We start from the raw sequence: 13,713 nt of genomic DNA, 5'->3' as shown, positions 1-13,713 counted from the left end.
GGCCCGCGCGAGCACCCCACCGGCTGCGGCGGAGGGGGCCGGCTCCACGGCCCCCCCGCCTGCTGCCGGTCCGGGTTCCACCGCGGCCGGAGTGGTGACGACGCCGGACGGTTCCCGTACGGCGTCCACGGTGGTGCCGGCCGTCGCCGCGTGCCCGGCGGACGCCGTCGGGGCGGGCTCGGTCAGCCGCACCACGCGGTCCGCGACGGAGAGCAGAGCCGGACGGTGCACCACCAGCAGCACGGTCCGTCCCGCCGCCAGCCGCCGGACCGCCGCCACGACCTCGGCCTCGGTGGCCCCGTCCAGTGCGGCCGTCGGCTCGTCCAGCAGCAGCACCGGCCGGTCCGCGAGGAACGCCCGTGCCAGCGCCAGCCGCTGCCGCTGCCCGGCGGACAGCCCCGCCCCGTCCTCGCCCAGTGGGGTGGCGGTGCCCTCGGGCAGCGCCTCGACGAACTCCAGGGCACCGGCGTCCCGCAGCGCGCGCCGCACGGCGTCGTCGTCCGCGTCGGGACGGGCCAGGCGTACGTTCTCCGCGACCGTTCCGGCGAAGAGGTGCGGCCGCTGCGGCACACAGGCGATCCGGCTGTGCCAGTCGGCGCGGTCGAGCTCCGCGAGGTCCGTTCCGCCGACCCGTACCTGGCCTTCGGTGGGGCGGACGAAGCCGAGGAGCACGTTCAGCAGGGTCGACTTGCCCGATCCGCTGGGGCCGACGAGTGCGACGGTCTCCCCGGGCCGGACGGTGAAGGAGACGTTCGACACCGCGTGCGCGGAACGGCCCGGGTAGCGGACCGTCACGTTCTCGAAGGTGAGGTCACCGTCCGGGACGCGCGAGGTTCCGGCCTCGGGGACCGGGGTCTGAAGGACCGAGAAGATCTCCTCGGCCGCGGCGAGCCCCTCGGCCGCCGCGTGGTACTGCGCTCCGACCTGCCGCAGCGGCAGATACGCCTCCGGAGCGAGGATCAGGATGACCAGACCGATGTACAGGTCCCCTTCGCCGTGCACCAGCCGCATGCCGATCGTCACCGCGACCAGGGCCACCGAGAGCGTGGCGAGCAGTTCCAGCGCGAAGGAGGAGATGAAGGCGATCCGCAGCGTGCGCATGGTCGCCCGCCGGTAGTCGGCGGTGATCCGCCGGATCGACTCGGCCTGTGCCTTGGCCCGGCCGAACACCTTGAGCGTCGGAAGCCCGGCGACCACGTCGAGGAAGTGTCCGGACAGCCGGGACAGCAGCTGCCACTGCCGGTCCATGCGCGACTGGGTGGCCCAGCCGATCAGCACCATGAACAGGGGGATGAGCGGCAGGGTGCCGACGATGATCGCCGCCGACACCCAGTCCTCGGTCACGATCCGCGCGAGCACGGCCACCGGGACGACCACCGCGAGCCCCAGTTGGGGCAGGTAGCGGGAGAAGTAGTCGTCCAGGGCGTCGACGCCCCGCGTGGCCAGGGCCACGAGCGATCCGGTCCGCTGCCCGCCCAGCCAGGCCGGGCCGAGCGCGGTCGCCCGCTCCAGCAGCCGGCCCCGCAGTTCCGACTTCACGGCCGCGCTCGCCCGGTGCGCGGCCAGTTCGGTGAGCCAGCCGACCAGGGCCCGCCCCACCGCGACCGCGGCCAGGAGCAGCAGGGGAGTGACCAGCCCCGCGACGGTCAGGCCGTCCTCGAAGGCACCCACCACCACCTCGGCGATGAGCATGGCCTGGCCGACGACCAGGCCCGCGCCGACGGCACCCAGGCCGACGACCGCCAGCAGGAAGAACCGGGTGGCGCGGGCGTACCGGAGCAGTCGCGGGTCGATCGGTTTCACGTGAAACACACCTCAGTGCACGGGATCGGCGATGTGCTGGGTGCCGATCCGCTTGCGGAACACCCAGTACGTCCAGCCCTGGTAGAGGATGACGACCGGAGTGGCGATCACCGCGAGCCAGGTCATGATCTTCAGGGTGTAAGGGCTGGACGAGGCGTTGGTGACGGTCAGGCTCCAGTCCGGATCCAGCGTGGACGGCATGACGTTCGGGAAGAGCGTCAGGAAGAGCATGGCCACCGCGGCCACGATCGTGACGCCGGACAGCATGAACGACCAGCCTTCCCGGCCGGCCCGGTTGGCCACCAGAGCGGCGACCAGCGAGGCGACCGCCACGACCAGGGCGATCAGGCTGGTGCCGTCGCCACTGCGCACCTGGGTCCACAGCAGGAAACCCAGCGCCAGGGCGGCGGTGACCAGCCCCACGCGCTCCGCCAGGTGCCGTGCCCGTTCCCGGATGTCGCCGACGGTCTTCAGGGCGGCGAACACCGCGCCGTGGAAGGTGAACAGCGTCAGCGTGACCAGGCCGCCGAGCAGGGCGTACGGGTTGAGCAGCTCCCAGACGTGGCCGACGTACTCGAACTCGGCGTCGATCTTCACGCCGCGCACGATGTTGCCGAACGCCACGCCCCACAGGAACGCCGGGACGAGCGAGGTCCAGAAGATCGCCGTCTCCCAGTTGCGCTGCCACGTCTCCTCCGGCCGCTTCGCCCGGTACTCGAAGGCGACCCCCCGGACGATGAGGCAGATGAGGATCACGAGCAGCGGCAGGTAGAAGCCGGAGAAGAGCGTGGCGTACCACTCGGGGAAGGCCGCGAAGGTCGCGCCGCCGGCGGTGAGCAGCCACACCTCGTTGCCGTCCCAGACCGGGCCGATCGTGTTGATCAGCACCCGCTTCTCCGAGCGGTCGCGGGCGAGCAGCCGGGTGAGGATCCCGATCCCGAAGTCGAAGCCCTCAAGGAAGAAGTAGCCGATCCACAGGACGGCGATGAGGACGAACCAGACGTTGTGCAGTTCCATGACGGTGTGCCTCCCTCGGCCTAGTACGAGAAGGCCATCGGCTTGTCGGCGTCACGGAGGTCGCCGCCGAGCTTCTTGGGCGGGTTGAGGTCGGACTCGGTGAGCTCGGGCGGTCCCGCCTTGACGTACTTGGCGAGCAGCCGGACCTCGATGACGGCCAGGGCGGCGTACAGCGCGGTGAAGACCGACATCGAGATGATGACCTCGGCCTGGGACACACCGGGGGAGACCGCGTGGCGGGTCTGCATCAGGCCGTAGACGACCCAGGGCTGCCGGCCCATCTCGGTGAAGATCCATCCCCAGGCGTTGGCGATCAGCGGGAAGGCCATCGTCCACAGGGCCAGGCGCCAGTAGAGGCGGGTCAGCTTCGCACCGAGCGGCTGCTTGTACAGCACCAGGTGCGGCACCTCGTCCTCCCCGGTGCGCAGGGCGGGTGGCAGCAGGAACCGCTTCCGGGTGAGCCACAGGCCCAGCAGAGCGAGCGAGAAGGACGCCATGCCGAAGCCGATCATCCAGCGGAAGCTCCAGTAGGCGACCGGGATGATGGGCCGGTAGTCGCCGGGCCCGAACTGCTCCTGCAGGGCCTCGTTGGTGTCGTTGATGCCCGGCACCTCGGAGTCGAAGTCGCCGTGCGCGAGGAAGGACAGCAGGCCGGGGATCTCCAGGGCGACCTTGTTGTGTCCCTTGTCCACGTCCCCGTAGGCGAAGACGGAGAAGGGTGCGGGGCCCTCGGTCTCCCAGAGCGCTTCGGCGGCGGCCATCTTCATCGGCTGCTGCTCGTACATGACCTTGCCGAGGGTGTCGCCGCTGACCGCGGTGAGCAGGCCGCCGACGGCCATGGTGACGAGGCCGAGCCGGAGCGAGGTGCGCATCACCGTGATGTGCTTCTTGCGCATCAGGTGGAAGGCAGCGATGCCGACCACGAAGGCACCGCCCGTCAGGAACGCCGCCGCGAAGCTGTGGAAGACCTGGTTGAGCGTGGTGTTCTGGGTGAGCACCAGCCAGAAGTCGGTGAGCTCGGCGCGGCCCTTCTCCTCATTGATCCGGTAGCCGACCGGGTGCTGCATCCAGGAGTTCGCCGCCAGGATGAACCAGGCGGAGAGCAGCGTGCCGATCGAGACCATCCAGATGCAGGCGAGGTGGATCTTCTTGGGCAGCTTGTCCCAGCCGAAGATCCACAGCCCGATGAAGGTGGACTCGAAGAAGAAGGCGATCAGCGCCTCGAAGGCGAGCGGGGCGCCGAAGACGTCACCGACGAACCGTGAGTAGTCGGACCAGTTCATGCCGAACTGGAACTCCTGCACGATGCCGGTGACCACGCCCATCGCGATGTTGATCAGGAAGAGCTTCCCCCAGAACTTGGTCGCCCTGAGGTACTTCTCCTTCTCCGTACGCACCCAGGCGGTCTGCAGCCCGGCGGTGAGGGCGGCCAGCGAGATCGTCAGAGGGACGAAGAGGAAGTGGTAGACGGTGGTGATGCCGAACTGCCAGCGCGCCAGGGTCTCCGGCGCCAGAGCCAATTCCACGTCGTGCTCCTTACGTCGCCGTGGTCGGAACGGCCGCTTGCTCCCCGTTCGTCCCCACACAACTCGGGAATACGGGGTCTGCTTGTGAACGCGTTCACATTCACAAGCAATTATGACGTACTGCTTTTCGCATCCGGAAGGGGGGTCCCCTGTGATGTCAACCCCTCTGCATCACCGGGCGCCGGAGGCCGTCCCGGGAGCGGTCGGCACCAGGCCGCTGCCGCGCCCCCACACGCGGGCGGCCGGCGGGATCACCCGCCGGCCGCCCCGACACACGTGTCGTCGTTCGGACTCAGACCTCCCTGCGGAAGGCCTCCGTCGTCTTCAGGAAGATGTCGTTCGCCTCGGTCTCCCCGACCGTCACCCGCACGCCCTCACCGGCGAACGGCCGGACGACCACCCCGGCCTGCTCGCACGCCTGCGCGAACTCCACCGTGCGCTCCCCCAGCCGCAGCCAGACGAAGTTGGCCTGCGTCTCCGGCACCGTCCAGCCCTGCTCGCGCAGCCCCTCGACCACCCGGTTGCGCTCACACACCAGCGAACCCACCCGGCCGATGAGCTCGTCCTCCGCCCGCAGCGAGGCGATCGCCGCCTCCTGCGCGATCTGGCTCACCCCGAACGGGACCGCCGTCTTGCGCAGCGCCGCGGCCACCGGCTCGTGGGCGATCGCGAAGCCGACGCGCAGCCCGGCCAGCCCGTAGGCCTTGGAGAAGGTGCGCAGCACGCAGACGTTGGGCCGCTCCCGGTAGATCTCGACGCCGTCGGGCACCTCGGGGTCGCGGATGAACTCGCGGTACGCCTCGTCCAGCACCACCAGGACGTCCTGCGGCACCCGGTCCAGGAAGCGCTCCAGCTCGGCCCGCCGCACCACCGTGCCGGTGGGGTTGTTGGGGTTGCAGACGAAGATCAGGCGCGTGCGGTCGGTGATCGCGTCGGCCATCGCGTCCAGGTCGTGCACATCGCCCGGCGTCAGCGGCACCTGCACGGAGGTCGCCCCGCTGATCTGCGTGATGATCGGGTACGCCTCGAAGGAGCGCCAGGCGTAGATCACCTCGTCGCCGGGGCCCGAGGTGGCCTGGAGCAGTTGCTGGGCGACGCCCACCGAACCGGTTCCGGTGGCCAGGTGGGAGACCGGCACCGCGAACCGCTCGGACAGCTCGGCCATCAGCGCCGTGCACGCCATGTCCGGGTAGCGGTTGAAGGACGAGGCCGCGGCGGCGACGGTCTCCATGACACCCGGGAGCGGCGGGTAGGGGTTCTCGTTCGAGGACAGCTTGTAGGCGGCGGGCCCTCCGGCCGCGGCCGGCCTGCCCGGCTTGTAGGTGGGGATCCCCTCCAGCTCGGCGCGCAGCTTGGGGCTCGTCTCGCTCACCGCAGTCCTCCTCGCGAAGACCGGCGGCCCATGACCGCCGCCGACATCCAATACTGCTCACCTTATGAGGATTCCCCTCCGCTGCGTAGAGCGGTGGCGCAGCGGGATGTGCGGGCCGCGCGGGTCCCGCCGGGCTTCTTCCTCCGGGGACACCGGGGCAAGATCACCCGAAGCCGCATGAAGGGCGCGCGCACAGGGGGCGCGCCTCACATATATCTATGCGCCGGTGGTTCACGCCGTGGCGCGCATCCCTCGTGCAGGTGAGTTGAGACCTCTTCGCAACATCGGACCCTTGGCAGGTACGTGCGGGTCGAGACGTCAGTTCCGTGAATTGGAACGTTCAACTTCCTTGGTTTCCATGGAGGTTGGGCGTTGTTGATCATGCAAAAACGTGCCTGTCAACGCGTGCATATGCGCCCGCCCTACCCCACCGCATGAGCCCTACTATCGGCTCGCCATGACAGCAGCAGGGAAGCACCAGGTGAGCCGCGCGGAAACCTCACGCCGAGGCAGCCGGCCGGGACGAGCGGGCATCAGGGATGTGGCCGCCGCCGCCGGAGTCTCCATCACGACCGTCTCCGACGCCCTCAACGGCAAGGGCAGGCTCCCGGACGCCACCCGGCGCCATGTCCGCGAGGTCGCCGACAGACTGGGCTACCGCCCCTCGGCCGCCGCCCGCACGCTCCGCACCGGCAAGTCGGGACTCATCGGCCTGACCGTGACCACGTACGGGGATGAACCTTTCACCTTCACCGAGTTCGCGTACTTCGCGGAGATGGCGCGCGCCGCCACCTCCGCCGCGCTCGCCCGCGGCTACGCCCTCGTGATCCTCCCCGCGACCTCCCGGCACGACGTGTGGTCCAACGTCGCCCTGGACGGCACGGTCGTCATCGACCCCTCCGACCACGACCCGGTCGTCAGCGAACTCGTCCGGCAGGGCTTACCGGTCGTCTCCGACGGCCGCCCGGCCGGCTCCCTCCCGGTCACCGCCTGGGTGGACAACGATCACGAGGCCGCCGTCCTCGGCATCCTGGACCACCTCGCCGACGCCGGTGCCCGCCGGATCGGCCTGCTCACCGGGACCACCACCGACACCTACACGCACCTGTCCACCACCGCGTACCTGCGCTGGTGCGAGCGCGTGGGACAGGACCCGGTCTACGAGTCCTACCCGGCCCACGACCCGTGCGCGGGCGCCGTCGCCGCCGACCGGCTCCTCGCCCGCCCCGACCGCCCGGACGCCGTCTACGGCCTGTTCGACCCCAACGGCACCGACCTGCTGGCCGCAGCGCGCCGCTACGGCCTGCGCGTCCCGGAGGACCTGCTGCTCGTCTGCTGCAGCGAGTCCACCGTGTACGCCAACACCGAGCCGCCGATCACCACCCTCTCCCTCAAGCCCCGCCGAATCGGTACGGCCGTGGTCCAGCTGCTCATCGACGCGATCGAGGGCGTCGCCTCCGACCAGCCGGTCGAGCAGGTGATACCGACGGAGCTGATCGTGCGCACCTCCTCGCAGCGCCGGCCGCCCCGCACGACGGTCAGCCCGCCGAGGTCTCCCGAGCGCACGTGACCCGCCCGCCGCACCGCACCGGGGCCCGGGACGGCGGGAACCAGGAAGGGCCCCGGGCCGGGAACGGGTGCCGCCCCGGAGAGTGAAACGGCCGACATCCGACGCCACTCCTCCGGGGGAACCGGGCCGGCCGCCCGGCGAACGCGCGCCCGTCCCGCACCCCCGGCCCCCTCCCGGAAGGGCTCGGGGGTGGCGAAGCGGGCCTAATCGGGGCGAAAGCCGCGGCGAACCGGAGCCCCGTTCTGATTCAGCACCCCTGGGTCATCACATGGCGGGATTCGCATTCCTATGATGGGCCCACGACACCGCGGACCGCTGCGACCAGGCAGTCCGATGCGGTGCAGACGCGGCGCGATGGTGGTGGAGGGGTCGATGACTCAGGGGGCCGGTCAGGGACCCGAGGTGGAGCGCACGGCGACGGTGCGCGACTTCCGGGTGCCCGCGTACGTCCACGAGACCGGCCCGTACGCCCACAGCACGCATCCCGGCGACGTCGTCCCGCCGGTCGCGGACACCTACCCCGAGGGATACACGCCCACACAGCGGGACCTTCCCGTCATCAATCGGGGTGACACTGTCCAGGTGACCGTCGAACCCGAGCCCGCTCCGGCCCCCCAGTCCGCCACGGGCCCCGGTCCGCTGTACGTCGTCGGGGACGTCCACGGCTACCTCGACGAACTGGTGGCCGCCCTGCAGGAGCAGGGCCTGATCGACGCCGCGGGCCAGTGGTGCGCCGGCACCGCGCGCCTGTGGTTCCTCGGCGACTTCACCGACCGCGGCCCGGACGGCATCGGCGTCATCGACCTCGTGATGCGGCTGTCCGCCGAGGCCGCGGCGGCCGGCGGCTACTGCAAGGCCCTGCTGGGCAACCACGAGCTGCTGCTCCTGGGCGCCAAGCGGTTCGGCGACACCCCCGTCAACTCCGGGGCGGGCACCGCCACCTTCCAGGCGGCCTGGCTGCTCAACGGCGGACAGAAGACCGACATGGACCGCCTCCAGGACCACCACCTGCAGTGGATGTCCCGCCTGGACGCCGTCGAGGAGGTCGACGGCCACCTGCTGCTGCACTCCGACACCACGGCCTACCTCGACTACGGCCGGTCCATCGAAGAGGTCAACGACACCGTCCGCGAGACGATCACCCGCAACGACGCGGACGAGGTCTGGGACCTGTTCCGCAAGTTCACCAAGCGCTTCTCCTTCCGGGACGAGGGCGGTGCCGACGCGGTGCGCTCCCTGCTGGATACGTACGGCGGCACCCGGGTCGTTCACGGGCACAGCCCGATTCCCTATCTCCTGGGCGAAGTCGGCTCCGAGGACGGCGAGGACGACCGCGGGCCCGTCATCGAAGGACCGCACGTCTACGCCGACGGGCTCGCCATCGCGATGGACGGCGGCGTGACGATGGCCGGAAAGCTGCTGGTCCGGCAACTGCCCCTGCACGCCTGAGGCTTCAGCCGGCCGCTTCCGGGCCGCCACCGGGCGGCCCCGACAGGCGGCCGACGCGTGTCAATTTCGGTAAACCCCCTGTCACCGCGCGCCGTCACCGCTCTACCATCGGCTTATCCGTAGCAGGCTCCCCTCCGTTTCTGCCCGACGGCTCGTCAGCATGCCGAGCCCCAAGCCCTACGGAGCATCGGGGGATGCACATGAACAGCGTTCCGCAGTACCTGATGAGCGAGGACCGCCCGGAGTACGAGCGGGTTCTCGATGAGGCGCTGCGCACCGCACCACACCGTCCCGGACTGACCGCTGTCGGACAGCGGCTCAACACCGAGCAACTGCGCACCATGGCGCTCAACGCCACCGCGATCATCGCGGCGGCCGCGGCGAACGAGTACCAGCACTACGTCAAGGTCCGTGAGGAACTGCGCCACCCACCGGGGCACACCGCCCCGGCCGTCCGCGACGCGGGCTCCGAGGAGACCGGCGGCGGCGCGGTGGGACTCGCCGCCACCATGGGAGAGGTCGCCGAGACCGCCGGCGCGGGCGCCGTCGCCGTCGTCGCCGTCCTGGCGCCCGTCCTGGCCGGCACCGCTGCCGTGATCTTCCTGCTCGTCGGCTACGTCCTGCGGGCCGTCGACCCGGACGCCGCCTTCGCCCGCACCATGCTCACCACCGGCTGGGTGTTCGGCGCGGTGACGGCGGTCGCCATCCTCGTCGCCGCCGTGGGACTGCTGCTCACCGCACTGCGCAACAAGCCCTCGGCACACAGCGGGCCGTACGCGCAGGCCGACGAGGAACTGGCGCGGGCCAGGGAGGCCTGGCGGGAAGCCCTCCTGGAGCGCGGCATCGTGCCGTTCCTGCGCGACGCCCTGGCCGACCCGGGCGCCGCCGCGGCACTGCACCGGTCGGGGCCCGGCACGCCGGCCGGGCGCATCCCGCAGCTCGGCTACGACCGGCCGGGGTTCAGCAGCCCCGACGAGGGGCCGGCCAGCGGCCGGCCGAGCTACTCGAGCCCGGACTACAGCAGCCCGGACTTCGGCGGACCGGAACACCAGCCGGAGTAGCCGGACGGACCGGCCGCCGGCTCGCGCTCCCCACGGGGCGTGAGCCGGGGGGAGGGCCGAATGTGCCCCGGGACCGGACGGTCCGGGGGCCGCGGTGCGTGCGTCCTGGCCTCCCCGGCGGGAGGTGCACGGGGGCACAGTCGGGGGCACGGTGACCACGCGCCCGTCCGCCGGTCAGAGAATGCCCGCCCGGCCCGCGGCCGCGATCCACGACGGGAACTCCGACAGCAGACGGTCGTACAGCTCCGGGTCCGGCACCGTGCCGATGTCGTCGACGGCGAAGAACCCGACGTTGTCGACGCGCCGGCCGGGCAGGGTGTCGAACCGTTCCAGCACGCCGTAGTCGGCTCTGCCGAGCCCCACGAACTGCCAGAAGATCGGCTCCTCCACCGCGTCCCGGAGCTCCCGCTCGATCTCCGCGTTGCGGTAGACACCGCCGTCGGAGAAGAACAGCACCAGGGTGGGCGCCGACGCCGGATGGTCCCGGACGAAGGAACGCACCTCGGCGATGACCTTCTGCTCCTCGTTCTGGATGCCGACCGCGCGCATGTCGACCTGGTTCGGGTCCAGCCCCTTCTTGCGGCCGCGGCGCCGGAAGAGGCTCATCTCCCCCACCCGCACATGGAGCCGCAGCCACTCGGGCAGCTCGCCGAGCCGCAGATCCGGCAGCCGTGCCGGATGCGAGGCGAACGTCCAGGCCTGCATCTCGCCGTCGTCGTCCAGCTGAGCCGCGACCGCGGCCATGCGCTCGACGACGTCGGCCACGACGCCCCTGGAGTACAGGAAGGACATCGACCCGGAGGCGTCCAGGACGAGCACGACGCGGGCGGTGACCCCGGTCGCCCCGTGCTTCTGCAGGCTCACCGCGACCTGTTCCTTGCGCAGGGACAACCGCTTGCGCATGTCCACCGGCAGCCGCTCCTCCCCCTTGGTGAGCCGCGGGGCCGTCCCGGGACCGGGCGGAGCCGCCGGAGCGGGCGCGGGAGGTACGGCCGGGGGTGCGGTCTGGGGCATGGCAGGCGGGGCGGGCTGCGACGGGTACGGCGTCCCGGCGGGCGGTGCCGGGGGAACGGCCGGCGGAGCCTGCGGGGGTGCCGCCGGGGTGGTGGGCGCGGCCGGGGGAGCGTCGTCCACCGAGATGCCGAAGTCGGTGGCCAGTCCGGCGAGTCCGGAGGCGTAGCCCTGGCCCACCGCCCGGAACTTCCACTCCCCCTGCCGCCGGTACAGCTCACCGCCAATGAAGGCCGTCTCCGTGCCGGCCGCCATGTCGAACCGGGCCAGCTCTGCTCCCGTCCCGGCGTCGAACAGCCGCAGTACCAGGCCCGGGACCTGACCGAAGGTGCCGCCGTCCGCCGACGCGCACAGCACGATCCGCTCGACGGCGGGCTCGAGCCCGCGGAGGTCGACCTCCAGCGTGTCGGTCGAGCCGCCGGCCGCGGCCAGCTTGCCGCGGTGCGTCACGGCGTCGGACGAGTGGCGGGGCTGGTTGTAGAAGACGAAGTCGCCGTCGTCCCGCACCCGTCCGGTGTCGGTCAGCAGCAGGGCCGAGGCGTCGACGTCGGGCACCCCGGGACCGGTGCCCCAGGCGAGTTCGACGCGCACCACCGGGGCATGGACCGGAAGGTTGGAACCCTTGCTCATCGGTGTGGCTGTCATGCGCCCAGTCTGCCCTCCTCCATGGCCGGAACCCACCGTGCCGGCGCCGGCCGGACGGCGACGCCGGGGGACCGGTGCCGGGCCGCCGTCCGGGGGACTCGCCCGGTCCGGCGGGGAGACCACCCTGTCGTCCGGTGGCGGTGCCCGGGTCGGGGACCGCGGGCACCACCACCGTCCGTGCGTCGTGCAGGCCCGGCTCAGGGCCTGGAGGGCGCGTCAGTCGGCGATCGGCAGATACACCCGGTTGCCGCTTGCCGCGAACTCCTTCGACTTCTGGAGCATGCCCTCGGCGATCTCCTCGGCGGACGCGCCGTCGGCCCCCGCGTCCCCGAACCGCTCGGTGATGCTGTGGCTGATCTTCATCGAGCAGAACTTCGGCCCGCACATCGAACAGAAATGGGCCGTCTTGGCGGGCTCCGCCGGGAGCGTCTCGTCATGGAACTCCCGGGCCGTGTCCGGGTCGAGGGCCAGGTTGAACTGGTCCTCCCACCGGAACTCGAAGCGGGCGTCGGACAGGGCGTCGTCCCACTCCTGCGCCCCCGGATGTCCCTTGGCGAGGTCGGCGGCATGGGCGGCGATCTTGTAGGTGATCACGCCCGTCTTGACGTCGTCGCGGTTGGGCAGGCCCAGGTGTTCCTTGGGTGTGACGTAGCAGAGCATCGCCGTGCCCCACCAGGCGATCATCGCGGCGCCGATGCCGGAGGTGATGTGGTCGTAGGCCGGCGCGACGTCCGTCGTCAGCGGGCCGAGCGTATAGAACGGGGCTTCATCGCAGATCTCCTGCTGAAGGTCGATGTTCTCCTTGATCTTGTGCATCGGGACATGGCCCGGGCCCTCGATCATGGTCTGTACATCGAAACGCTTCGCGATCCGGTTGAGTTCCCCGAGCGTGCGCAACTCCGCGAACTGCGCGTCGTCGTTGGCGTCCGCGATCGAACCGGGCCGCAGGCCGTCGCCGAGCGAGTACGTCACGTCGTAGGCGGCGAGGATGTCGCAGAGTTCCTCGAAGTTCTCGTACAGGAACGACTCCTTGTGGTGCGCCAGGCACCACGCCGCCATGATCGAGCCGCCGCGCGAGACGATGCCGGTCTTGCGGCGGGCAGTGAGCGGCACGTACGCCAGGCGCACACCCGCGTGCACCGTCATGTAGTCCACGCCCTGCTCGGCCTGCTCGATGACCGTGTCCTTGTAGATGTCCCAGGTCAGTTCCTCGGCCCGGCCGTCGACCTTCTCCAGGGCCTGGTAGAGCGGCACGGTCCCGATCGGCACCGGGGAGTTGCGCAGCACCCATTCCCGTGTGGTGTGGATGTTCCGGCCGGTGGACAGGTCCATGACCGTGTCGGCGCCCCAGCGCGTCGCCCAGGTCATCTTCTCGACCTCCTCCTCGATGGAGGAGGTCACCGCCGAGTTGCCGATGTTGGCGTTCACCTTCACCAGGAACCGCTTGCCGATGATCATCGGCTCGGTCTCCGGGTGATTGACGTTGGCCGGCAGCACGGCCCGCCCCGCCGCGATCTCCTCGCGGACGACCTCGGGAGAGACGTTCTCCCGGATCGCCACGAACTCCATCTCCGGTGTGATCTCGCCGCGCCGCGCGTAGGCGAGCTGCGTGACCGCGCGGCCCTCGCGGCCCCTGCGCGGCTGGCGCGGCCGCCCGGGGAAGACCGCGTCGAGGTTGCGCAGACCACCCCGCGGCGAGGTGTGCCTGATCCCGTCGTCCTCGGGACGGACCGGCCGTCCCGCGTACTCCTCGGTGTCGCCCCGGGCCACGATCCAGTTCTCCCGCAGGGGCGCCAGTCCCCTGCGCACGTCCGTGTCGACGTGCGGATCGGTGTACGGACCCGAGGTGTCGTAGAGCGTGACCGACTCCCCGTTCGTGAGATGCACCTGACGGACCGGCACCCGCAGATCGGGACGGGTGCCTTCGACGTACGCCTTGTGCCAGCCGATGGGTGTCGTGCTCTCCCCGTTGACCGACGCTTCCGTCGGGTTCTGCGTGGAGGCAGGCGTGCGTGCGTCCTTGTTGGTCATGAGACCTACTCCCTACGCCGGCATTACCCGGTAACAGGTTCGGCGGTCGACGCAGCGGCTTCCGTCGGACGGCGTTCCGTGTGAAACATCACTCGGACTCGGTGATGTTTCATGTGAAACGTCGCTGGAACGGAGGTCAGCGCCCTCTCAGCCCGGTGCTCCGAGCTCCCGCGTGTACAAAAGGTGCCCCCACGCTAGCGTCCGTTCTGGCGCGGTGACCAGAGGGCC

Annotated in this window: 9 protein-coding genes and 1 riboswitch; of the genes, 3 read left to right on the top strand and 6 right to left on the bottom strand. The window is 70.8% G+C overall.

Annotation, left to right across the window (positions count from 1 at the left end; genetic code table 11):
* From cydD to hisC, 4 genes are all read right to left on the bottom strand, one after another.
* Positions 1 to 1,803: thiol reductant ABC exporter subunit CydD (cydD, locus tag G3I53_RS12870; RefSeq protein WP_164438356.1), on the bottom strand; the 1,803-nt coding region annotated here is incomplete at its 3' end.
* A gap of 12 nt (positions 1,804 to 1,815) precedes the next feature.
* The gene (gene cydB / locus G3I53_RS12865) at positions 1,816 to 2,820 is read right to left on the bottom strand and encodes a cytochrome d ubiquinol oxidase subunit II (RefSeq protein ID WP_164332828.1); all 1,005 of its coding nucleotides are present in this window, start codon (positions 2,818 to 2,820) and stop codon (positions 1,816 to 1,818) included.
* A 20-nt stretch (positions 2,821 to 2,840) separates the two neighbouring features.
* Positions 2,841 to 4,346, bottom strand: coding sequence for a cytochrome ubiquinol oxidase subunit I (locus G3I53_RS12860; RefSeq protein WP_164332829.1), 1,506 nt, complete (start codon positions 4,344 to 4,346; stop codon positions 2,841 to 2,843).
* A gap of 292 nt (positions 4,347 to 4,638) precedes the next feature.
* Complete coding sequence (gene hisC, locus G3I53_RS12855) at positions 4,639 to 5,718, bottom strand: histidinol-phosphate transaminase (protein ID WP_164332830.1); 1,080 nt, start codon at positions 5,716 to 5,718, stop codon at positions 4,639 to 4,641.
* Positions 5,719 to 6,175: 457 nt separating this feature from the next.
* Here hisC and G3I53_RS12850 point away from each other — a divergent pair, with 457 nt between their 5' ends.
* From G3I53_RS12850 to G3I53_RS12840, 3 genes are all read left to right on the top strand, one after another.
* Entirely contained in the window at positions 6,176 to 7,288 is a 1,113-nt protein-coding gene (locus tag G3I53_RS12850) for a LacI family DNA-binding transcriptional regulator (protein ID WP_164332831.1), read from the top strand.
* Between the two features lie 357 nt (positions 7,289 to 7,645).
* On the top strand, positions 7,646 to 8,737 hold the full coding sequence (locus tag G3I53_RS12845) for a metallophosphoesterase (RefSeq protein ID WP_343240612.1): 1,092 nt from the start codon (positions 7,646 to 7,648) through the stop codon (positions 8,735 to 8,737).
* 194 nt (positions 8,738 to 8,931) lie between these two features.
* Positions 8,932 to 9,798 carry a hypothetical protein gene (locus tag G3I53_RS12840; protein WP_164332833.1) on the top strand — a complete coding sequence of 289 codons (867 nt, stop codon included), beginning with the start codon at positions 8,932 to 8,934 and terminating at the stop codon, positions 9,796 to 9,798.
* Positions 9,799 to 9,972: 174 nt separating this feature from the next.
* On the opposite strand, the gene G3I53_RS12835 is transcribed toward G3I53_RS12840, so the two are convergent.
* Both G3I53_RS12835 and thiC read right to left on the bottom strand, forming a co-directional pair.
* Positions 9,973 to 11,454, bottom strand: a complete 1,482-nt coding sequence (locus tag G3I53_RS12835) for a VWA domain-containing protein (RefSeq protein WP_164332834.1) — start codon at positions 11,452 to 11,454, stop codon at positions 9,973 to 9,975.
* Between the two features lie 216 nt (positions 11,455 to 11,670).
* The gene (gene thiC / locus G3I53_RS12830) at positions 11,671 to 13,485 is read right to left on the bottom strand and encodes a phosphomethylpyrimidine synthase ThiC (protein ID WP_164332835.1); all 1,815 of its coding nucleotides are present in this window, start codon (positions 13,483 to 13,485) and stop codon (positions 11,671 to 11,673) included.
* Positions 13,478 to 13,667, bottom strand: a riboswitch (TPP riboswitch). It overlaps the preceding gene by 8 nt.
* Positions 13,668 to 13,713: the final 46 nt, after the last annotated feature.

Source organism: Streptomyces sp. SID14436, assembly GCF_010548465.1.
GTDB lineage: Bacteria > Actinomycetota > Actinomycetes > Streptomycetales > Streptomycetaceae > Streptomyces.
Note: the sequence above shows the minus strand (reverse complement) of the source record. Positions and strands in the feature narration are given on the sequence as shown.

Bases quoted from the DNA above. Each gene is read 5' to 3' on its own strand.
- G3I53_RS12840 (WP_164332833.1), top strand. From the start codon at position 8,932: ATGCACATGAACAGCGTTCCGCAGTACCTGATGAGCGAGGACCGCCCG.
- G3I53_RS12835 (WP_164332834.1), bottom strand. From the start codon at position 11,454: ATGACAGCCACACCGATGAGCAAGGGTTCCAACCTTCCGGTCCATGCC.
- thiC (WP_164332835.1), bottom strand. From the start codon at position 13,485: ATGACCAACAAGGACGCACGCACGCCTGCCTCCACGCAGAACCCGACG.
- G3I53_RS12850 (WP_164332831.1), top strand. From the start codon at position 6,176: ATGACAGCAGCAGGGAAGCACCAGGTGAGCCGCGCGGAAACCTCACGC.
- cydB (WP_164332828.1), bottom strand. From the start codon at position 2,820: ATGGAACTGCACAACGTCTGGTTCGTCCTCATCGCCGTCCTGTGGATC.